Origin of the sequence: Limnobacter parvus (assembly GCF_024623725.1) — a bacterium.
Lineage (GTDB): Bacteria > Pseudomonadota > Gammaproteobacteria > Burkholderiales > Burkholderiaceae_B > Limnobacter > Limnobacter parvus.
Map to the genome: position 1 here is coordinate 383,709 of NZ_JANKHG010000001.1, position 21,814 is coordinate 405,522.

Annotated in this window: 21 protein-coding genes; 5 read left to right on the forward strand and 16 right to left on the reverse strand. The window is 53.5% G+C overall.

Going from position 1 to position 21,814, the window contains the following annotated elements; translation table 11 throughout:
- Positions 1 to 4: 4 nt before the first annotated feature.
- The 9 genes from tssF to NSP04_RS01815 form a co-directional block, all read right to left on the reverse strand.
- Positions 5 to 1,858, reverse strand: coding sequence for a type VI secretion system baseplate subunit TssF (gene tssF / locus NSP04_RS01775; protein ID WP_257510614.1), 1,854 nt, complete (start codon positions 1,856 to 1,858; stop codon positions 5 to 7).
- Positions 1,859 to 1,876: 18 nt separating this feature from the next.
- Complete coding sequence (gene tssE / locus NSP04_RS01780; RefSeq protein ID WP_257510615.1) at positions 1,877 to 2,380, reverse strand: type VI secretion system baseplate subunit TssE; 504 nt, start codon at positions 2,378 to 2,380, stop codon at positions 1,877 to 1,879.
- A 4-nt stretch (positions 2,381 to 2,384) separates the two neighbouring features.
- The gene (locus NSP04_RS01785; protein ID WP_257510616.1) at positions 2,385 to 2,867 is read right to left on the reverse strand and encodes an Hcp family type VI secretion system effector; all 483 of its coding nucleotides are present in this window, start codon (positions 2,865 to 2,867) and stop codon (positions 2,385 to 2,387) included.
- Positions 2,868 to 2,887: 20 nt separating this feature from the next.
- Positions 2,888 to 3,370: an Hcp family type VI secretion system effector gene (locus tag NSP04_RS01790; RefSeq protein ID WP_257510617.1), complete on the reverse strand. Its 483-nt coding sequence runs from the start codon at positions 3,368 to 3,370 to the stop codon at positions 2,888 to 2,890.
- A 39-nt stretch (positions 3,371 to 3,409) separates the two neighbouring features.
- Positions 3,410 to 4,900, reverse strand: coding sequence for a type VI secretion system contractile sheath large subunit (gene tssC, locus NSP04_RS01795; protein WP_257510618.1), 1,491 nt, complete (start codon positions 4,898 to 4,900; stop codon positions 3,410 to 3,412).
- Between the two features lie 2 nt (positions 4,901 to 4,902).
- A complete protein-coding gene (gene tssB, locus NSP04_RS01800; protein WP_257510619.1) occupies positions 4,903 to 5,415 on the reverse strand; it encodes a type VI secretion system contractile sheath small subunit in 513 nt (170 codons plus the stop codon).
- Between the two features lie 42 nt (positions 5,416 to 5,457).
- Positions 5,458 to 6,534, reverse strand: coding sequence for a type VI secretion system protein TssA (locus NSP04_RS01805; RefSeq protein ID WP_257510620.1), 1,077 nt, complete (start codon positions 6,532 to 6,534; stop codon positions 5,458 to 5,460).
- 177 nt (positions 6,535 to 6,711) lie between these two features.
- On the reverse strand, positions 6,712 to 8,073 hold the full coding sequence (gene gorA, locus NSP04_RS01810; protein ID WP_257510621.1) for a glutathione-disulfide reductase: 1,362 nt from the start codon (positions 8,071 to 8,073) through the stop codon (positions 6,712 to 6,714).
- Between the two features lie 645 nt (positions 8,074 to 8,718).
- Complete coding sequence (locus NSP04_RS01815; protein ID WP_257510622.1) at positions 8,719 to 10,866, reverse strand: dihydrolipoyl dehydrogenase family protein; 2,148 nt, start codon at positions 10,864 to 10,866, stop codon at positions 8,719 to 8,721.
- A 160-nt stretch (positions 10,867 to 11,026) separates the two neighbouring features.
- Here NSP04_RS01815 and NSP04_RS01820 point away from each other — a divergent pair, with 160 nt between their 5' ends.
- Positions 11,027 to 11,842 carry a DODA-type extradiol aromatic ring-opening family dioxygenase gene (locus NSP04_RS01820; protein WP_257510623.1) on the forward strand — a complete coding sequence of 272 codons (816 nt, stop codon included), beginning with the start codon at positions 11,027 to 11,029 and terminating at the stop codon, positions 11,840 to 11,842.
- Here NSP04_RS01820 and NSP04_RS01825 read toward each other — a convergent pair.
- The 4 genes from NSP04_RS01825 to NSP04_RS01840 form a co-directional block, all read right to left on the reverse strand.
- Positions 11,830 to 12,417: an NUDIX domain-containing protein gene (locus tag NSP04_RS01825; protein ID WP_257510624.1), complete on the reverse strand. Its 588-nt coding sequence runs from the start codon at positions 12,415 to 12,417 to the stop codon at positions 11,830 to 11,832. The two genes, NSP04_RS01820 and NSP04_RS01825, sit on opposite strands and share 13 nt — an antisense overlap.
- Positions 12,418 to 12,427: 10 nt before the next feature.
- Positions 12,428 to 12,967: an MOSC domain-containing protein gene (locus tag NSP04_RS01830; RefSeq protein ID WP_257510625.1), complete on the reverse strand. Its 540-nt coding sequence runs from the start codon at positions 12,965 to 12,967 to the stop codon at positions 12,428 to 12,430.
- Positions 12,968 to 12,989: 22 nt separating this feature from the next.
- The gene (locus NSP04_RS01835) at positions 12,990 to 13,913 is read right to left on the reverse strand and encodes a ZIP family metal transporter (RefSeq protein WP_257510626.1); all 924 of its coding nucleotides are present in this window, start codon (positions 13,911 to 13,913) and stop codon (positions 12,990 to 12,992) included.
- 105 nt (positions 13,914 to 14,018) lie between these two features.
- A complete protein-coding gene (locus NSP04_RS01840) occupies positions 14,019 to 15,212 on the reverse strand; it encodes an SUMF1/EgtB/PvdO family nonheme iron enzyme (RefSeq protein WP_257510627.1) in 1,194 nt (397 codons plus the stop codon).
- Positions 15,213 to 15,295: 83 nt separating this feature from the next.
- Between NSP04_RS01840 and NSP04_RS01845 the strand changes: the two genes are divergently transcribed.
- The 4 genes from NSP04_RS01845 (at position 15,296) to NSP04_RS01860 (ending at position 18,274) form a co-directional block, all read left to right on the forward strand.
- Positions 15,296 to 16,231, forward strand: coding sequence for a hydrogen peroxide-inducible genes activator (locus NSP04_RS01845; RefSeq protein ID WP_257510628.1), 936 nt, complete (start codon positions 15,296 to 15,298; stop codon positions 16,229 to 16,231).
- 94 nt (positions 16,232 to 16,325) lie between these two features.
- Positions 16,326 to 17,051 (forward strand): FadR/GntR family transcriptional regulator, encoded by a 726-nt coding sequence (locus NSP04_RS01850; RefSeq protein WP_257510629.1) that lies wholly within the window; start codon positions 16,326 to 16,328, stop codon positions 17,049 to 17,051.
- A 12-nt stretch (positions 17,052 to 17,063) separates the two neighbouring features.
- The gene (locus NSP04_RS01855) at positions 17,064 to 17,645 is read left to right on the forward strand and encodes a hypothetical protein (RefSeq protein ID WP_257510630.1); all 582 of its coding nucleotides are present in this window, start codon (positions 17,064 to 17,066) and stop codon (positions 17,643 to 17,645) included.
- A 41-nt stretch (positions 17,646 to 17,686) separates the two neighbouring features.
- Positions 17,687 to 18,274: an NnrU family protein gene (locus tag NSP04_RS01860; protein ID WP_257510631.1), complete on the forward strand. Its 588-nt coding sequence runs from the start codon at positions 17,687 to 17,689 to the stop codon at positions 18,272 to 18,274.
- Positions 18,275 to 18,335: 61 nt separating this feature from the next.
- Here the strand turns inward: NSP04_RS01860 and NSP04_RS01865 are convergent, their stop codons facing one another.
- The 3 genes from NSP04_RS01865 to NSP04_RS01875 form a co-directional block, all read right to left on the reverse strand.
- The gene (locus NSP04_RS01865; RefSeq protein ID WP_257510632.1) at positions 18,336 to 19,610 is read right to left on the reverse strand and encodes a putative Na+/H+ antiporter; all 1,275 of its coding nucleotides are present in this window, start codon (positions 19,608 to 19,610) and stop codon (positions 18,336 to 18,338) included.
- A 164-nt stretch (positions 19,611 to 19,774) separates the two neighbouring features.
- Positions 19,775 to 20,317, reverse strand: a complete 543-nt coding sequence (locus NSP04_RS01870; RefSeq protein ID WP_257510633.1) for a response regulator transcription factor — start codon at positions 20,315 to 20,317, stop codon at positions 19,775 to 19,777.
- Positions 20,314 to 21,660: an ATP-binding protein gene (locus tag NSP04_RS01875; RefSeq protein ID WP_257510634.1), complete on the reverse strand. Its 1,347-nt coding sequence runs from the start codon at positions 21,658 to 21,660 to the stop codon at positions 20,314 to 20,316. Before NSP04_RS01875 ends, NSP04_RS01870 begins: the two co-directional genes overlap by 4 nt.
- Positions 21,661 to 21,814: the final 154 nt, after the last annotated feature.

The window sequence follows — 21,814 nt, forward strand, 5'->3', positions numbered from 1 at the left end:
CCGCTTACAACAACGGCCGATTGCCGGACATGGCCGGGAAATCGATTGCCATGTCTGTGTGCTGGGCAAGCACCCGCGTTTGCACAAAGGAATTTACCGACACATGCGCAGCCAGGTAACGCGCCAACACGCTGCCCAATACCGCCGTTCCCATGCCCTGCATGGCCAGCTCATCCACAACAACGCTGACCTGAATACCCCGCACCACCGCAGGCCTGCCCTGTCGGAAAATTCTGGACACCATTGCTTTGGAGTGAATGCCTTGAATGGCCCGCACCAATTGCTGGTGTGCCGATTGCGCTGGGTCAGCATGCAAACTGAGCAGCTGTGTGAATGCGGCAGGGCCTTGACCTTGCGCTTCATGGCCGTCGTCAATCAAGCCCAAGTAATTCAACGACAAATGTTCAATCAACTGCCAACAGGCTTGGCCATTGTGCACCGGCGTCTTGGGGCGGCTTGGGCCGCGCAGAAACCGAATGGACTGCAAAGGCAAATTGCCCGGCCACATCAAGTCAGTGGGACCCTGGCCCACGGGCATCAGCAGTGGCAAATCGCGGTTCGTGCACAAGGCGCGCACGGCAAGTTGCTGAACATCGTGGTTCGCAATCAATTCACCGGTGGGGCGGGTCAGCCCCAAATACACCTCGCTGCCTGTGTACGACGACCTGCCCCCTTCACGCACTTGCTTGTCAGAAGACAACGTAGGCACGCGCCTGCTTGTAAATTGAGGCAAATCAGGGCTGCAATCGCCCCCATTCGAATACAGGGCGGGCAATTCACTTACACCCTTGGGCCCATGGCCTTGCACGGAAATTATGCTGTGTACTTCAAAGTCCAGCGGCTTGCTGCGGTTGGGTTGTACATGCGATTCATGTTGGCGTTCATCCAGCACCACACGGTCGCAACTGTGCTCAAACAAGTTAACCACCGGCGTGCAGTTCAAGGCCAGTGAATCAATGCCCACCACACGGTCCAATTCCGGGTTGGCGTTGTTAAAACACAGCGCCAACTCAAATGCCTGCGAAGCGTAATTCGCCAAGTAATGCTGTAAACCCTGAATTTGAAAAAACAGAAAGCGTTGAGGAAAAGCGAAAAATTCCTGGAGCAACCGGGTACCGCTGAATTGCCGGGAATCGGCTGGCAGCAAGGCATGCTCGTCTTCCAGACCCGTGGGCTGAATTGCGCCAGCCGCCAAAAACTGCCATTCCGTTTGGCCTTGCGCCCGAATGCCCACCCGCACGGTTTGATAACAAATTCGTTCGAACAAACTGTAGGCGTATTCGTCTGCGCAACTGACATGAAAATCCAGTACATCAACCTGCAATGCGGACAAAGGGGATTGAGCCGTGTTGCGCACATTTAAATGCAGCGCTGATCGAATATTGCTTCGACCAGAAGCGCCCTTGAACAAACCATGTTCAATGCCTTGAATTTCCAGCGGCCACAATGTGAGTGCATGCCCTACAGTGAACTTGCAGGGCGTTTGAATGCCCTTGGCCACCTGGCTTTGCAGCACAGTGCCCGCCTTCACATGCAGGCCCTTTTTCAAAGCCTGGTCGGTGTTGTTGGTGTTGAACTGCACCACGCCCATGGCGGGCACAGGTGCAAGAAAATTGGGGCTGATCCGGTTCAGCAATTGTTCGGTAAAGCGCGGAAATTCCTCGTGCAGGCGCAGTTGTACCCGCGCTGTTAGAAAGGCAAAGCCTTCCAGCAGGCGCTCTACGTAAGGGTCGTGAACTTCAGTGGCGTCCATGCCCAAACGCGATGCAATTTTTGGAAACCGCGTAGCAAACTCGGCCCCTGTGTCGCGCACGTGCGCCAATTCTTGCGTGTAAAACTGAAGCAGCCGCGGGTCCATGGTGTAGGGTGCGTGCTTTTAGAAACCAGACAAGGGCATTAACAGCACCCTGCCAGTTTCAAGATCAACTTCAGTGCGCAGCATCAGCTCGATGGGGAAGGGCTGGGCCCACAACAAACCAGAAATTCGCAAGCCGATCACATTGTGCAAATGCATCAAGCCCTGCTGTGTTTCAGCCTGCACTTTCAGGGATTTGCCATCAATGCGCGGCTCGAAACGGCGAATAAGATCGGCCACTGTGCGTTCAAAATCCTGCACATCGATCATGGACGCAATTTTTCCAGCGATCGGCGGCATGCCATAGGCCAACACGGAACCGCCTAGGGCGGGCTGTTGCTCCAGGTGTTTGCTGTCAAGAATGCGCGTGGAATTCAGCAGTTGCTCCAAGTCGCGAAGCACCATTTGGCGCAGCGCTTCTTTGGAAATGAATCGACTGTTTGCGGTTTCAGTTTGACGCGCAGGCTCATCGTCTTTCAAACGATCCAGCAAAGCGGGCTGCAACGCGTCGCGTGACTTAGTCATACCCTTACTCATACACGTCGATGTAAGTGCAAGCACCTGCCTTTAAGTTGGCTGCCGACTTGGGCGTGTACACCACTTCAATTTCCTTGAAGGCGATTGAAAACGACTCACCCACCTGGCGACCGTCGTCACTTCCACCTGAAATTTCGTAATCGCAAATTCGTGCCTTGCGCAAGGTAATACGCAGGTAATCAATGGTGGCCAAACCCCCGGGGTCGCGGCAAGTAATTACAGCCTTGCTGAGAATTTCAGCCGACTTCAATGCACTCATGATGGCGGTGCTTGAACTGTCTATTGATTTTTGGATTGTCAGCGTGCGTACAGACGCTTTCGATGCAATTTGAGACGAGGAATGAACCTGCTGAGACATGCCCCAGGACCATCCTTGAATTTCAATTTCACCCACATGACCGCTGACCTGGCTTTCCCCTTGGATGGCCCCCTGACGGGAACCATCCAGGGCCAGGAACATATCGACTTTCGACATTGTGTTTCCTGGCTGTCCGATTACTTCTCGGAGTTGGTTGCGATGTTGAAGGTTGCTTCAACCTTGCCGTCTGGTCCACCGTCTTTCTTCTGTGGCACGTAAACGTAGCTGAATTCAGCAAAGTTCAATGTCACTGTTTCTGTCAAACGATCTTCACCGCCAGAACCACCCTGGCTTACGTTGGAGATGATCACGTCTTTCATGGTCAACACAACATATTCCAAAGGCTTTTCGCCGGCTTTGCGCACTGTCAAAGTGGCTTCGTCGAAGTGCTTGCCATTGCAGCAGGCCTTGATCAGATTGGGTGTGGCCTTGTCAATGAACTTGGTCACGCTGATGTCTTGTACGCTAACCTTGCCAGCGCCACCGCCACGACCCACGTGGGTTGTGCCGGATTGGGACATGCCCCAGCTCCAGGCTGCCACATCAATTTCCTTGGCGTGAACGCTGTCCACTGATTCGCCATCTACACCCTTGATTTTCAAAAACATGTCTACTGACATTTGATTCCCTCTGCAATTAGTTGGTTAATAATTCAAGTTTTAAGACGCTTTGGCGGATGGCAATTTACTAACCAAACGCAAAGACACGGTAAGACCCTCAAGCTGGTAATGAGGGCGCAAATAGAAACGCGATGCGTACATGCCAGGGTTGCCTTCAATTTCTTCAACAACCACTTCAGCGGCGGCCAGTGGGCGTGACGCCTTCACGGCTTCGGAAGAGTTGGCAGGGTCTCCATCGACGTACTGCATGATCCAGTCTTGCAGCCAGCGCTGCATGTCGGCACGTTCTTTGAACGAACCCACTTTGTCGCGCACGATGCATTTCAGGTAATGGGCAAAACGGCAAGTTGCAAAAAGGTAAGGCAAACGGGCAGCCAATTTGGCGTTGGCTGTGGCGTCGGCGTCTTCGTACTCGGCTGGCTTGTGCAAAGACTGCGCACCAATAAATGCTGCCAAATCACTGTTCTTCTTGTGAATCAAAGGCAGGAAACCGCTTTTGCTGAGTTCGGCTTCTCGGCGATCTGAAATTGCAATTTCAGTGGGGCATTTCATGTCCACACCACCGTCATCGGTCGGGAAGGTGTGCGTGGGCAGGTTGGGAACCGCGCCGCCTGATTCAATGCCGCGAATTCGCGAGCACCAGCCGTATTCCTTGAAAGAACGGTTGATGTTCACCGCCATGGCGTAGGCGGAATTCGCCCATGTGTAGCGGCCATGGTCGGCCAAACCGGTGTCTTCTTCAAACGCGAATTCTTCCACTGGGTTGGTCTTGGCACCGTAGGGTTGACGCGCCAAAAAGCGGGGCATGGTCAAGCCCAGGTATTTGGAATCGTCGGTGTCGCGAAGACTGCGCCATGCAGCGTAGTCAGGAGTAGAGAAAATTTTTCCGAGGTCGCGTGGGTTCGCCAGTTCTTGCCAGGAATCCATTTGCAGCGTGGAAGGCGAGGCCGCTGACAAAAATGGTGCGTGCGCTGAGGCACTGATTTTGGCCAGTTCGCCCAACATTTCTACATCGGGGGGAGAATGGTCAAAGTAGTAATCACCGATCAGGCAACCATAGGGTTCACCACCAAATTGGCCGTACTCATGTTCATAAATTTTCTTGAACACAGGGCTTTGATCCCAGGCTACACCCTTGTAACGCTTCAGTGTTTTGGCCAGTTCAGCCTTGGACACATTCATAAAACGGATTTTCAGGAACTCATCTGTTTCGGTGTTGTTGACCAGGTAATTCAAGCCACGCCATACACTTTCAATTTGCTGGAAATCGTCATGGTGAATAATCTCGTTGATTTGCACAGAAAGCTTTTGATCGATTGAAGCGATCATTCGCTCAATGGAATCCACTACATCATCGCCAATCAGCTCTACGCCTTCCAGCGCCTGTTGCGCCAGTGTGAGCACGGCCGATTCAACTTCAGATTTTGCTTCGTCGGTTTTCGGTTTGAATTCTTTTTGCAGCAATGAAGACAGCTCGCTGCCTTCAAGTTCGATCACATCCAGTGTGCGGTTGAGTTGTTGTTCAGACATGTTTACTCACCTTGAGAAGGAGTTGATTCGGCGGGCTTTTCTGTGGCCGACAGGCTTTTAAGCAGGGCTGGGTCGGCCAATAATTTGGCCAACAACGCTTCGGCACCGTTTTTGCCGTCCATGTACGTCAGCAAATTGGCCAGTTGCTGGCGCGCTTCCAAAAGCTTGCGCAGCGGCTCTACCTTGCGCGCAATGGCAGCGGGGCTGAAGTCGTCCATGGATTCAAACGTAATGTCGACAGCCACATTGCCTTCGCTGGTCAGGTGATTGGGTGAATGGAATGCCACGCGGGGCTTGATGCTTTTCATGCGGGCATCGAAATTGTCCACATCCACTTCAAGGAAATCGCGTTCAGCAACGGGCAACAATGGCACTTCCGATTTACCGGACAGATCAGACATCACGCCCATGACAAAGGGAAGTTGCACCTTTTTCTGAGAACCGTATACCTCGACGTCGTACTCGATCTGCACACGCGGTGCACGGTTGCGCCCTACAAATTTTTGTCCGCTCATTGATCAATCTCGCAAGTTAGAGTGGGTGAACGCAGGGCGACTTTAGGCATCTTCCTGCTCAAGAGAATCGGGATTGACTCCCATGATTTTTGCAACCTCGGCCAAGGCTTCAGGTGCAAGGTCTTTCATCAATTGCATGAAATTTTTGTCAATCAAACGGCGGGCACGTTTTAGCAAAAGCTGTGCTGGGTTGGTGGGTTCGGCATGCTCCAGATAGCTGCACACTTGGTCTATCGCGGCCAGGGCCTGCGCACGCGACTGAATTCCCTGCACGGCATTGAAAGCCACGGACTTCCCTGCTGCCCACTGTTCAGTTGTCAAATTCGATTCATACAAAGTGGTTGGTGGCGCAAGCACAGGGTTTTGTTCCATTGTTGGTGCTGGCATGCACGAACGCAGATAAGAAAACAACGATTTCACTTCGGGAAGCTGGGGTAAACGATCGGCTTCTACATGTGCAGCCAATGCAGACTGAATGCGTGCGAAACCCTGTAAACAGGACTCAACCAGCCCGTACAGGCCCAAGGCCAGCCCTTCCGGGGAACGGAAAAACTGCTCGACCTGATCGCGCACAACTGGTAATTCCGTACCCGGTGAATTGCCGGTCAGCGCTTCAAAATCTTTCAATCGAATTTCGCCAAGGCGCGGGCTACGCACCACCACGCAATTGCGTAAAGACTGAAAAAAGGAGCCACCATAGCCAAGGCTATCGATCACGTTCAAACGGGCATAGGGATCGTTGTCGTCCAAGGGCGGGTTCACTGTGGGCCACGCCTTTTCCAGCAAAGCCGCAAATGCATTCAATCCTTCGGACAGGTGCGACAACCCCTTTAAGTTGAGTTGGGATTCCGTCCACAACGCAACCAATCGAAGGTCGCGGCTTCGTTCAAGCAAAGCCAGTGCGCCAACCTCGACTGCATTCCAGTCGGGGGGTGTGGCTGCTTCAAACTGTGATTCTGGTTTGCCAAGTGCGGCTTGCTGCAGCTCAAGGTAGGCATTGTCGTATTCAAGATCGGGGCCACAGCTGCCGTTCTCGAAGGGCCAAGCCCAAGCCGGAAGCACTGAATTTTCAGGCTGCGCTGTGGCAACAACAGGTGGTGGAAGAAAAGTAAAAGACACGTTGCGCCAAGGCCCGGATAATCAAGTCATCGGGACTCTAGCAACGGAATTTGAAGTTGGCGATTGGTCTAACCTAAGTGCCATCACCCCTTGTGATGAACGAGGGATAGTATTTGAGAAGAAAGGGCGCGATTGGCCCTTTTCTCTTTTACCTTGTGGCCAGCCTTGCGATCTGCCTTAGCCGACCTTTCGGATCAACTCGCGCAGCAACACCCACTCTTCAGCTGAGCTGGGATGAACAGCAATGGTTTTGTCAAAGTCTGCTTTGGTTGCACCCATGGTGTACAGCACACCCAACAACTGAATCATTTCAGGCGAGTCGTCGCCCAACATGTGAATACCCACCACACGGTCGGTGGCGTCATCGACCAACAACTTCATGTAGGTTTTTTGTTCACCGCCCGAGAACTTTGTTTTCATCGGCGTGAATTCGGTTTCATACACGCGGGTGGGCGCCAGCTTGGCGGCTTGTTCTTCGGTCAAACCCACACTGCCGATTGGCGGCGATGTGAAGGTGGCCGTGGGCACACTGGTGTGGTCAACAGTCAGGTTTTTGCCATTGAATTCATTTTCGGCCAGGGCACGGCCTTCGGCGATTGCAACCGGCGTCAGGTTCACGCGGTTGGTGACGTCGCCCACCGCATACACGCCCTTGATGCCGGTTTGGCTGTACTTGTTGACTTCGATTTCACCAATTGCGCCAGTGCGCAAACCGATGTTTTCCAAACCCAAACCTTGCGTGTTCGGGCTGCGGCCAGTCGCGTTCAGCACGAAATCAAAGTTGTGCGAACCAGCCGCTGCTTTCAATTCAAATGCATTGCCTTGTTGGTGAAGCGACTTGAAGTCAGTTTCAGGAAACAGTTGAATGCCTTGCAATTTCAAAGCGGCAACGAGGCGGCTACGAACGCCTTCATCAAAGCCGCGCAAAGGAAGGTCGCCGCGATAGAACACCGACACTTCTGAACCCAAGCCGCGCAAAATACAGGCAAATTCCAGCGCAATGTAACCAGCACCAATTACGCCAACTTTTTTGGGCAGCACGGAAAGATCGAGTAATTCATTGGATGTTGCAGCAAGCTCCAAACCTTCGAATGCGCTGAGGTTGGGTGCCGCGCCACTGGCGATCAAAATGCGCTGTGTAGACAAAACACGATCGCCTACTTGCACTTCGGTTGCTGACTTGATAACACCATGACCGCGAATGGTTTCAACACCGCTGTTTTCAAGCATGCGAGCGTAAATGCCTTCCAGGCGATCAATTTCCTTGCCCTTGGCTTCTTGCCACTGGGCCATTGAAAATTCCGCCTGTGCAACTTGCCAGCCAGGCTGCAAACCTTCACGCAAGGTTTGGCCAAATTGTGCGGCGTACATCATGAGTTTTTTGGGTACGCAACCACGGATAACACAGGTACCACCCAAGCGGCTTGATTCGATCAACGCCACCTTTGCGCCGTAGCTGGCCGCGCGACGGGCGCTGGCAACGCCGCCGGAACCACCGCCGATGACAACGAGATCGTAAGGTGTGTTGGATGTACTCATGGTTTGCTCCTTGGGTGCTGCTGAATTAGAGCCATATTGTAACGCGCCTGCGCATGCTGTCCCATCGGCGCGAGGCGTGATTAGTCGCTTGCTGGGTTCGTAGCCTGGGTTAAATGCCCGAATCGACGCGAGTCCCAATCACTCGCTCGCTGGGTCCGTAGCCTGGGTTAGAAGCCCGAATCGGCGCGAGTCCCAATCACTCGCCTGAAAACCTGTATTTCCCTTTTTGAAATTCACACTGACTCACCAAGTTTGGCAAAAGTGACGGCCAAACTTGGTGCCGGCCTTTAGCCGACCGTGGCGTGTGAATTCAAACGGGCAGGTTTTCTCAAAGGCGAAGCGATTGGAACACCGCTGCTGATTAGGCTACAAACTGGCCGATGACCATAACGCGCTGGTCGAGATTCGCGGATGCTGGTTAAGCCAACTCGGCGGTGGGTTCGCTTGTTCCGCACTTCAAGGAAACCGCCCCGTTGGAGTTCATGCGCAGCGTTCGGCTGAAAGCCGACACCGAGACTCGGCCATCTTTTTTGCCGAGCTCGGTGAGCAAGAATGAATTTCAAAAGGGATAAAGCGGTTTTCAGTGCGGAACAAGTGAATCACGCCGAGTTGGCAAATACACCAGAGATTTCTCGAAGGCAGCGGTCATCCCAACCGCCACGCATGGTACTTGCCCAACCACACCAACACTTTCTCTGGCGCATGCGCCCTTTTCCACTCACCCGCAGCGTACTTGTTCGCCTCAGCCCAGGTGGGGTAAGTGTGTATGGTGCCCAAAATTTTGTTCAGTCCCAAACCATGCTTCATAGCCAGTACAAACTCGGCCAGCAAATCGCCTGCGTGCACACCGGCAATGGTCACACCCAGAATTTTGTCTTTGCCGGGCACTGTCAGCACTTTCACCACGCCGTGCGCTTCGCTGTCGGCAATGGCACGGTCCAGGTCATCAATGCCGTAACGGGTCACTTCATATTCAACACCCTGCTCTTTCGCGTCTTGTTCGTTCAAGCCCACGCGTGCAACTTCAGGATCAGTGAATGTGGCCCAGGGAATAACCCGGTAGTCTGCCTTGAATTTCTTGAAGTGCCCAAACAATGCATTCACTGATGCATACCATGCCTGGTGCGCGGCCACATGCGTGAATTGGTAGGGCCCAGCCACATCGCCTGCCGCGAAAATATTCGGGTACAGGGTTTCAAGATACTCGTTGGTCACCACCGTGCGGTTGGTTTCAACGCCGATGTTTTCCAGACCGTACCCAGTCAAGCGGGCTTTGCGACCCACGGCACAAATTACATCATCGTATGGAATTTCGACCGTTTTGCCTTTGTGCTCAACAATCAGAATTTTTTGTTCGCCCTGGCGTTCGAATCGAACAGCTTTGTGTTCAGTCAATATGGCCACGCCATCGGCACGCATGGATTCGGCTGCCATGGCTGAAATTTCCAGGTCTTCGCGAACCATGATGCGCTCGCCCATTTCAACCTGGGTAACCTGCGAGCCCAAGCGGGCAAAAGCCTGTGCCAGTTCGCAGCCAATTGGGCCACCGCCCAGCACCACCAGTCGTTTGGGCAATTCCTCGCGCTTTGCAAACTCGTCCCACAGGGTGTCGCTGGTCAAGTAACCACTTGTTTCAATGCCAGGCAAGGGTGGCACCACGGGCTGCGCACCGGCGGCAATTACGATGCTGCGCGTGGTCAGGCGACTTGTTTCGCCGTTGTTGTGTTGAATCTCGACTGTCCAGGGGTCGATAATTTTTGCATAGCCTTGAACCACATCCACGCCCAGGCCGGTGTACCGCTCAACACTGTCATGCGGCTCAATGGCTTTGATGATTTCATGCACGCGCGCCATGACCACTTTGAAGCTGAAGCTGGGTGTGGCGGCATGTAAACCGTACCTCGCGGCGTGGCGCATTTGGTGGGCAAGCTTGGCACTTTTAATCAGGGCTTTGGAAGGCACACAACCAAAGTTCAGGCAATCGCCGCCCATTTTGTGGGCTTCAACAAGCGTTACTTTGGCTTTCACGGCTGCCGCAATATATGAACTGACAAGGCCCGCTGCACCGGCACCAATCACCACCATGTTGCGATCGTATTTTGCGGGTTTGGTCCACTTGGCGTACACCTTGCGCGCCTTGATTTTGTCGGTGATTTTTTTTGCGATGAGCGGGAACACACCCAGCAGAACAAACGACAGAATAAGGCCGGGTGAAAGAATACCGGCAAGGCTGTTGATTTCGGCCAATTCAGTGCCTGCATTCACGTACACCGCTGTGCCGGCCAACATACCCAGTTGGCTGACCCAGAAAAACGTAATCGCCTTCATGCTGGTCAAACCCATCAACAGGTTGATTAGGAAAAACGGAAACACGGGCACCAGGCGTAGTGTGAACAGATAAAATGCGCCTTCCCTTTCAACACCTTCATTGATGGCTTTCAGGCGATTGCCAAATTTTGCCTGCACCGTGTCGCGTAACAAATAACGCGCACCGATGAATGCCAAGGTGGCACCAATGGTGGATGCAAAGGAAACAATAACAAGGCCCTGAAGCAGACCGAACAGGGCGCCTGCGGCCAGGGTCATGACTGCGGCACCCGGAATTGAAAACGCGGTGACCACCACATACGCAGCGAAAAACACCCCTGCAACCATGAACGGCGATTCGGCTTGAAATTGTCGGAATTGCTCAAGCCGAGCCTTGAGGCTGTCGAGCGTCAACAGGCTGTGCAAATCGAATGCAAACACCGCAACAACGGCAGCCACGATTAGCAGCAGTATGATTTTTTTCATTTCAATTCCTTGGGCTTTTACTTGGCAGCGCAGTGGTAATCATGCATGGTGTTTGATGATTGTTCAGTTAATTTCGGCGAGTCGTATGAAAAAGTTACCTCGATTCGGAAAGATTGTCCGGTTAATCTAGATCAAACAGATTCTTTATCGCGTATCGACCATGACCCAACTCATTGATTCCATTTTTATCAGCCATGGTGCACCCACCTATGCCGTTGACCCGGGCCTACCCGGCAAAGCACTTGAACATATTGGGCTGCAATTAATTGCGCAAAACACACAGGCCTTGATTGTGCTTAGCCCACACTGGCGCAGCAATAAACTGGCGGTAACAAGCAATACTGCACCAGTGATTGTTCATGATTTCCATGGCTTCCCAAAAGCGTTGTATGAACTGCAGCCTGAAATTAGCGGGGCACCTGAGTTGGCCAGTAAGTTGACCAATGAGTTTGCTGCGGAGTTCACCGTTGAACTGCGCCCACAACAGGGTTTTGACCATGGGGCCTGGGTGCCCTACATTCACCTGTTTCCGCAGGGTGGGCCGCCCATGTTGCAACTCAGCATGCCGGTGGACTTTACACCGCAAACCGCAATGTTGGTGGGGGCCGCCGTGGGTGAATTTGCGCGCAAGCACAATGCTGTGGTGGTGGGCAGTGGCAGCCTGACCCACAACTTTGATGACATGGATTTACGACAAGGCACTGCGGGTGAAGCGACACCAGCCTACGTCGGTGAATTCACCAACTGGGTACAGATTCAACTAAAGGCAGGTGACCGAGACGCGATTGCAAACGCAACCCAAGCAGCACCTCATTTTGAACGCGCCCACCCAGACGACGACCACTACTTGCCCCTGCCATTTGCAATGGGCGCAGCAAGACTTGGTTCACAGGTCGAGGTGCTGCCAGAAGATGTTCGCTACAAAGCCTTGTCCATGCAAAGCTTTGTATTCAGGTGTAACAGTCAAGAAAACTGAGTAGCACTGCAGCCAATCGTTTCGGGCAGCACGCCGTCTTGCAAGGCTTTTTTCAGTGACTCTACACCGCGGTCCCAAAGCGGCACTTCCCGTGGTTCGCCCTGTACTGTGGGCACCACGACGGGCGCATCCCCACTGGCATTAAAACCATTAACCGCACGCAGCAAATCCAGGTGACGAACCCACACCCACTGGCTGCGTTCTATGCTTGCACACTGGCGAGCTTCCGCGATTTGCTCAGCAGACTTGAAAGGTACTTCTGTGGCATACAGATGAAAGGGAGTGCCCGGTGAAATCGAGGGGCCTTTCAAATTGGAAATGTCGATTTCGTCGGCAGAGTAAGCGCAGTTGGATTCTTCAGTGAATTCGCGCACAGCTGTTTGATTTGGTGTTTCGTCTTTTTGCGCGCTACCGCCCAAAGTGGCCCACGAACGGCGAGAGGGATGTGGATCGAAGGCCAGTAAATGCAAGGCTTCGCCCGCCACACAGCTGTAAGCGATTAAACCCGCAGGCGGTGCATTGCTTGATGAACAGGCTGAAAGTGCAAGAGTGGCAAAGGCCAAGTAAATACGCATGCTTATACTTTTAGTCAACTTCTACAACAGATTTCAAACGCACAGTGTCGCCAACTCGAATGACACCACGATGAACCACCATGGCAATAACACCACCGTGACCCCGCATTGCATTGTAGCCACCCTCGCCCAGTACTTCTTCCATGCGGGAGCAAGGTTCACACAGGCCAGTGATTTGCACCACCGCTTCATCACCAATTTGGTATTCAAGAACTTGATTTTTAAACGGTGAACGCATGGCCAGCAAATTAATGCCCGACACCACCAAATTGCGGCGCAAATCAGCGGCGTCTATGGATGCTTTGCCACACAGGCTGGCCACCAGCGGCAGGTGTTCATGTTGAATCAGGCTAAGCTCGCGTTTGCGGTTGCTTGAACCGATGCGTTCCTTCTGCGCACGGCGATCGCCCACCAAGCCGAACCCAGGCTGAAGTGTAGCCTGTTCGGCATGCACTGCCTGAACTCGGCGGTCTGGGCGAAGCACAATGGCTTCAAGCCTGCCAGCATTGGGGAAGTGTTGAATTAAATCGCGAAGTTGTAGGCTGCTCATATGGCACTTAGCCTACCTGAATTCAGGCACCCATCCAACCCAAAGCAAGCGCAGTGAACACAGTGGATACACCAGCCACGTAAACCGTTTTAATTTTGCCTGTCATTTTCATGCTCTCCGGAATCATTTCATTGCACACCACGAAGGCCATGGCACCGGCGGCAAACGCCATTGAAGCCGGTGTACCCATGGCCCATGAATCAGCAGTAATCACACCCAAGCCAGCACCAATTGGCTCGACCAAACCTGTGGCCAATGCGGCCAAGGCTGCAAGCGCTTTGTGCACGCCAATGCTCCACAGTGCGGTGGCCACAATCAAACCTTCAGGAATATTCTGCAAACCGATCGAGAATGCAGTGCTGGAAGATCCATTCAAATTGCCTGCACTTGCACCCACTGCAAAACCTTCGGGCACGTTGTGAAGTGCAATCGCAATGGTCATTAGCAAGGCCATGCGCATGCGTTCTTTGCCTGCAAGGCCAGCACCTGCAACCGGGTGTTCATGGGGAAGGGTTTGGTCAAGAATGGTCATCACCCCATAGCCAGCAGCGGTGGCCACCAATGCCACCATCAGGGCACCCTCGGTTTGAATGGCCGGGATGAAAAGAGACATCACCGCTGCGGCGGCCATCATGCCGCCCGCAATGGCGATGAAAAGACCCAATCCTTTGTCATCAATTTTTTTCATGACCAACAAGGCCATGCCACCCAGGCCAGTTGCAGCACCCGCTATTGCGGAATATTCAACGGCCTGTAACTTTTCAGGCGTGGCAGCAATGTATTGAATGGCTGCCCATATGCTGGGGGCACCTTGGGTGACACCCAGGTAAAGGCCAAGGCTTGCGATTAGCAGGCCCACCACGGCACGTGCCGCGCGGAAGGCGTCAAAGCCTTCCTGATCGGCGACATTCAAACCAATTATTTTGGTCATTTGATGAAAACTCATGGTGGCTCCTGTTCTTCAAGAAACTTGAATACAGCTTAATTGTGCCCACCCAGGCGATATTCGTCTAACGGATAGTTTCTTTTAGAGTGATCGGATATTCCGATTTTACTTGCAAGTGCGAAAGCCAGACAAAACATCTTGCCGGTCGGGCTGAAAATAGTTGCGGTATTTGGGATGCACCATTTCAGGTGAAGTGGCCCAGCTTGCGCCCTTTAACACCTTGCGATCATGAAACCAGGGCTTGGAGTAATCCACGTAAGGGTGCATTTCAAACCCTTCGAAGGGCAAGAAGGTGTTGGCGGTCCATTCCCAAACATGGCCCCACTGCATGGCAGGGCTCCCGAAGTTCTGCGTCATGGCGGCGTATTCCCACTCGGCTTCCGTGGGCAGTCTGCGGCCTGCCCATTCGCAGTAATCCAGCGCGTCTTGCCAGCTTAAATTCTCAGCTGGGGCGGTCAGGTCGAGTGTTTGCACCTGACCATAACTTTGATTGAACCACTCGCCTTTGATCAAGGCCACGAAAGGTGGCAAAGCCCGTGCGGTTTCCTGTACAAATTGAAGGTACTGTGCCCACGACACGGGGCGGGAATCAATCTCGAAGGCGGCAACTTCAATTGGGCACGCGGGCACTTCATTGTCGAAAGCAAAGCCGTCGCCTTGCCAGCCCAGGGTCCACTGTGTTGCAGGCAGCTTGAGTTGGTGTAGCTCATCACACGCTTGCAAGCCGGGGCGCTGCGCATAACGCTGGGTCAAAGGTATGTTCAACAACTTGGCCATGAACACAGCGGCTTCGTTGTGCATTTGCTCGTGCAGCACGCTAAGGCGGAAGAAGTACAAATATTGATCCGCTTTGTTGGGCTGCTGGCTGCACAAAGCATTAGCCTGCTCCAGCAATTTCAAGGTGTCCTGAAGTGATTCTGCCAAATAGCGGCGGGTGCCGTGCAAATCGGGAAGGCCGATTTCCCAACGCGTGTCGTGTGCAACTGTGCTTGAATTCAAACGGGCATCGGCATTCACCAAACGCGATTCCAGCTTCGGGGCATCGTGCGGGCAGTCCAAGCCCTTGGCCCAATGCCGGTTGCGGGCCAACCACCAATCTTGAAACCAGGCCACATGGCAAAGCTCCCACAGCGGCGGATTTAGCTCAGGTCGACGGGGTACGCGGCATTCTTCCCCCAAGCCAGCAACATAATCAGCCAACAAACCCAGCGTGCGTTCGCGCGTGCGCAACAACGCATCGCGCAAAAATGCGGCATTGGATGTTCTGGCGAGTTGAGCAGGGCTGATGCGGCTGTTCACGACGGTGCTGCGGTTGTGCATGTGGTTTAAGTTTACGCCAAATGGCTACAATAAACCCAGCCACCCACGTTGATCTGTAAAGAATGAAAATTGCACACACCCAAGCCACCGCCCTGTCGTTAAAGCAACTCAGTTACCTGCTGGCCGTGTCAGAAACCCTGAATTTCACGCGCGCAGCGGAAATGTGTTTTGTAACGCAGTCCACGCTTTCTGGTGGTATTGCTGAGCTGGAGCGCACACTTGGCGTGCAACTGGTGGAACGCGACCGCCAACGCGTGGCATTGACCCCGGCAGGTATTGAGGTGGTGCGGCGTGCACAGGGAATTTTGTCGGCTGCGAGTGATTTGGTCAGCCGTGCACAATTGGCAGCCGACCCGGCCAGCGGGGAATTCCGATTGGGCATTATTCCCACAATTGCGCCTTATGTACTGGGCAAGATTTTGACAGACGCACGCGCGCAGTTTCCGCAATTGCAAATGAGTGTTCGCGAAAGCCAAACCCGTGTGTTGCTTGAAGAAGTGGACAGCGGCGAACTGGACGCAGCGGTCATTGCCCTGCCCGTGGAACTGGGCAAACTGCATGCACGAATTCTGTTTGATGAAAAGCTAAGGCTGGTGGCCCACCAAAGCGACTCGCTGTGCAAAGGCCCCAAACAGGCACTGGAAGAAATTGACACAAGCCGCCTGTTGCTGCTTGAAAAAGGCCACTGCCTGCGCGACCACACGGTGTCCGCCTGCAGCGCAAGCCGCGGCAAAGTGGGGCAAGGCGATGCCGGTCTGGTGGAAGCCACCAACCTGAGCACCATGGTGCAATTGGTAAATTCTGGCATTGGGTGTGCCCTGCTTCCCGACATGGCGATACAGGCGGGTATTTTGCACGGCACTGATGTGAAGCTGGTTTCACTTGCCGCGCCGCAGCCCAGCCGAACCATTGCTTTGGTAACCCGCAGCAGCCACCCCAAACTGGCGTTTATTGAAAACCAGCTTTGTGAACTGATCAAGTACAGCAAACCCGATTGATTTCATTGCGTATTCTCACTTCACATCTTTGCATTATTAACTGGTATGATCAGTTTACCAGTTTACTAAAATTACATTAAAGCGCGCGCAAACCATGGAAGCCATTCAAAAAACATCAATTTCCGAGCAGGTGTACGCCCAGCTTCGGGATCGCATTCTTGGAAAGGTATTACCAGTTGGCGCCGAGTTGCCTTCTGAACGGGAATTGTCGGAAACCTTGGGCGTAAACCGTGGCGCAGTGCGGGAGGCCATCAAGCGTTTGCAACAGGCCAGGCTGGTTCGGGTGCGGCATGGCGGCGCTACCCAGGTCGAAAACTTCGAAGCTGAGGGCGGCTTGGAACTGCTGCCCAGCCTAATGGTGAATGCCAACGGGCAAGTTAACCTTGAAGTGGCACGCGGCATCGTGACTTTGCGCAAGGCACTGGCCCCCGTTGTGGCGGCGCAAGCAGCCTTGCATGGCGGGCGTAAGTTGTCCAACCTGCTGCGCCCAATTGTTGACCAAATGCAGGCCACCACCGAGCTGCACCAGCTTCAGCAGTTGGCATTCGATTTCTGGGCGCAGGTGGTACAAGGCAGTGGCAATGTGGTGTTCAAACTGGCGTTCAACTCAATGAACCAAACTTATTTGGCAGCCTGGAAAACTCTCACATTGGTCATGCAGGACGAGTTTCGCGACACCCACACCCTTGCCCAGCTGGCCGATGCAATTGGGGCAGGCGAACACCGCCGTTGCGAAGTATTGGCGCGGCAACATGTTGAACTGGGCAGCAGGGCCTTGAATTCGGCATTGGGCCAGTTTCAACCCAACCAACAATCATAAGGAGACAGAGCAATGTTAGGAATTCCTTTGGGCCTGCTAACGGCCAATGCAGTGGAATGGGGCATGCACAAATATGTGCTGCATGGCATGGGGAAAAAGCGGGGCACTTTCTGGGCCTTTCACTTTCATGAACACCACAAGGAAGTGCGCGAACATGGCTACTACGATCCAAATTACGAACGCTTCCCGCTTGGCGTGCATGCTCAGGGCAAAGAGGCATGGGCCTTGATTGCCAGCGCCGTGGCGGTTTCGCCGCTGTTCCCGGTGGCACCCTTTTTTGTGGGCACCCTTTGGTACAGCAGCCTGAATTACTACCGGGTTCACAAAAAAAGCCACATGAACCCGGCGTGGGGCGAACAGCGGGTGCCGTGGCATTACGACCACCACATGGGCAACAACCCGAGCGCCAATTGGTGTGTAACCCGCCCTTGGTTTGACTACATCATGGGCACGCGAGTTTTTACAGAAGGCGGTGTTCGTGAAACCAATGTGTTGGGCTTGACGCGACTTCCTGCGTGGCTGGACCGAATACTGCCCAAGCCAGACACGCTGGGCACCTTTGCGACCAAACCAGCACCCCGGCGCGCAACGTAAGCCTGTGACATAATCGGTTCACTATGAAAAAGGAGAATTGAATGGGCATGTTGATATTGGTCGCGGGGTTGGTGCTGTTTCTGGGCATGCATGCGACTAGAATTCCGAATGACCAGCGGCGCTCGGGCATGATCGCCCGGCTTGGAAAAAACAGATACCGAACCATTTACACGGTGGTGTCGATTATTGGTTTGGTGCTTGTTGTATATGGCTACGGCCAAGCGCGGCTTGATCCGGTGTTTGTGTGGAGCCCACCCGCAGCCACCCGCCACATTGCAGCCTTGCTGATGCTGTTTTCAATGATTTTACTGGCTGCCAGTTTTGTGCCCTCGAATCATTTGAAAGCAAAGCTTCAACACCCCATGACCCTGTCTGTGAAGCTGTGGGCTTTTGCCCACTTGATCGCCAACGGTACTTTGGCCGACATCGTGTTGTTTGGTTCTTTCCTGGTGTGGGCAATACTGACGTTTAAAAGCGCACGCAAGCGAGCGATTCCCATGGGCTTTACGGGCGATGGCCCTACCAAAGTGGGCACCTTGATGACCGTGGTGGTTGGCGTGCTGGCCTGGTTGGTTTTTGCGGCCTGGTTGCATGTACACCTAATCGGCGTGAGCCCGTTCAGCCGCTAACTAGAATTGACCCATAAAAAAGGCCCCGATGTGCGGGGCCTTTTTTATTGCGCTGGTATTTTTACAGGTACCAGAAACAAAGCCCGGCCACAGCTGTGGGGCCCAAGGCACCTGCCAATAAGCCACCTGCCGACACCGCTTCGCCCGGGAATTGACGCTTCAGCAGCGACAGACCAGCCGGGTTGGGTGCATTGGCAATTACGGTTAATCCACCACCGGCCACCGCACCAGCCACCAAGGCGTAGCGGAAACTTTCGGAAGTGCCTTCAATCAACGAGCCCAAATAAGTGAGTGCTGCATTGTCGGTAATCGCTGTGAGTGCCATTGCTGCTATAAACAACACGCCATCGTCCAGTCCACTTACTGCGGGCTGCAACCACCACTGCTGCATGCCGCCCAGCACCACCAAACCGGCCAGGAAGAAAGCAACCAGCAAACCCTCTTTCAGCAGCAAGCGCGACTGGAAGGTGTTGTACGCCACAGTGAAGCCCAGAAAAAACAGGAAGATGCCCATAAACACAGCCGGGTGGTGCGCGAAGAACACAACCGCGCCCAGGAACATCAGGTGAATCACCATGGCCCACCAAGGCACTGGGGCCAAGGGTTGACCGTCTTCGCCCAGAGCCTCGGGCGTTTTAACTTCGCCGCCGAGGTGCTTGGCAGCGAAGAAAATAAACACGGTGGCGTTGATGAACACGCCAATGGCCGCTTTCCAGCCAAAATTTGCCAGCATGAAGGCGCTGTCCCAGTTCCAGGTGGCGGCCACCATCAGCACAGGCGGCGCTGCAAATGAAGTAAGCACACCACCAATTGAAATGTTCACGAACAACACGCCCAAGCCCCAATAGCGAATAAAGTTGGGTACAGACTTGGAAAACAGCACATCGCGCAGCAGCAAGGCGGCCAATGTCATGGCGGCAGGCTCGGTGATCAAACTACCCAGCAGCGGCACCATGAACAGGCCCAACCAGGTAAAGGCCACGCCTTTGTTGACTGGCATTAGTTTGGCCAGCCCTTCAACCAGCAATCGGGAAGCGTCCAGAACCGGGCGGCTTGCAGCAACCACCATGATGACGAAGACAAACAAGGGTTCTATATATTTTCGGGTGTCTACGTATTCAACCGCGGAATCCAGGTTGACAGAAAATGCCATGGCAATAACCAGGAACAAAGCCCAGATGCCAAAAACTGCTTCAACTTCGCCAAGCAGGTGAAACAAACCACTGTGGTGTTTGCTGGTGTGAGCCAAGCGTTCAAAATAGCTGGCAGAAAAGGTGTGAATAAGCGCGCCGGCAAAAAGAAAGGCGGCAATCCATTGAATGGTGGTTGCAGTCATGTCGGTGTCTTGTAGTTGGTTTGTGGGTGTAACGGGCTTTTTTAAAATGTAGGTGTGCCCGCACGCGTGATAGCAAGAGTCTATCACGGCCCTAAAGTTCCCAAATTTCACTATAAAAAAAGCTTACTGCGGAAATCCCCAAGCGATTTCTCGGACCGATGGCGCTAACGGCCCACCGGTCTTTTCGTCAACTTGCGCTGCAAGGTGCGCCTGTGCATGTTCAATGCCCGTGCAGTGGCCGACACGTTGCCCTCATGTTCAGCAAGCACGCGCTGAATGTGTTCCCACTCAAGCCTGGAAACCGACATGGTTTGAAAGGCGTCCATGTTGGTGTCGTCCTCGCTGGTACTCAGCACATCTTCATCCAGAGCCCGCAGTATGGCCGCGCTGTCTGCGGGTTTGGCCAGGTAATTGTCAGCCCCCAGTTTGATGGCCTGCACGGTGGTTGCAATGCTGGCGTAACCGGTTAACACCAACAGGTTTGCGTTGGCCTGCAAGGCACGCAAGGGGCCAATGAGCTGCAGACCAGATTGCTCACCCAAATTCAAGTCAAGCGTGATGTCGCTGAATTGTTGCTGCGTAGCGGCTTCAATGGCCTGTACTTTGTTCAAAGCAATGTGCGTTTGAATGTGTTTTCGTTCAAACGACCTGGCCAGTGTGTTGGCGAACACTTCGTCGTCGTCAATGACCAAGATATTACGGTTCATGCCGGCAACACGGGCAGGCACAAACTGGCACACGCACCCGGGTTCAAATTGCGCAAACTCAGCTTGCCGCCTTCACGTTCCAGCAAATTGGCCAACAGAAAAAGACCCATACCCTGCCCGTTTGCCTGAAAAAGCTGCTGACCAATGCGCGGCAACAGTTCGGCATCTACACCACCGCCAGCGTCGTTCACATACAAGGTCATGCTTTCATCGTTGCACTGCATTTCAACTTGCAGGGGTGCCTGTACCGCTGCTCGCTGTTGGCTTTGCGCGGCGTTGTCCAACAGCGTGATCAAACCCAGCTCGAGCAATTCTTTGCGCACTTTAAAAGTACCTGCAATTGAGGAAATGGTAGGCATCAAATACACCTCAAACTGCGGGTTGCGAGTACGCCAAACGTTCAAGGTGGCTTGCAGCCATTCGCTCGGGTTGATTTCCTGCGCATCGGCCAAGTGGCGCGGATCTACCTCAATTTGTGCGCGCAATTGGCTTAACGTTTCTGTAATCGACTTCACCTGCGCGCTTAACACATTCATTTCCGCAAGCCTGGTTTGCATGCCGGGCTCCGCTTTCCAGTCAGAAACAATGGTCGCGATTGTGGAAACAGGTGTGCCCAACTGGTGCGCAATTGAAGCAGCCTGATTGCCCAAGGCGGCCAGGCGCGATTCAGTGGCCAACCTTGTTTGTGCGCGGGCCAAGGCGTGGTCGCGTTCACGAATCGACGAACTAAGGCGGGCCACAAAACCCACCAAAATCAGCACGCTGACTAAAAAGTTCAACCACATGCCCACCAAATGAAAATGCACGCCATCGTCTGGATTTGCCAGAACCAAGGGAATGTAATTGCTCATCAACACCGTGTAAGCCACCACGCTGCCAACAGCAAGAAATGCGACCTGTACCCAAGGCAGCAAAGCCGCGGCCAGCCCCAACAAAGGCAAATAAAGCGACACGAAGGGATTGGTGACACCACCGGTGAAATACAACACGAAACTGAATGCGGCAAGGTCGGCAAACAATTGGGCTGCAACTTCAAAATTACCCACGGCGTGGCCTTTGATCAAACGCACAAAGGTCAGCGCATTCAAGGCAGCCATGGCACCCAAAATAAGCGCCAGGGTGGCCCAAGGCAGGGAAACTTTCAGCAACAACCCAACCACACCCAACAACAACACTTGGGAAACCAGTGCCAGTGTTCGCATCCACAGCACGGTGACCAGTTGCTGCCTGCGAACCGAGGGGTCGGATTGATCTGCAAGACCATGGGTCCACGCTCGCAACAAGAGGCTCAGGCCTCGCCCGTCGGGGTGATGAACAAATTTTGGAACGGGTGGTGTTTTCATGTCGCTATTTTAAAAGAAGCCTTGCTGCGACAATATGCCGCATTTTATGTCACCACGGGGTGGCGTATAAACCAGGCTTACCCACCCAGCCAAAATTACTGATATGCCTGTTAATTGTCTCTCAAAACTGCATTCTGTTCAGTTAGGTTTTCTA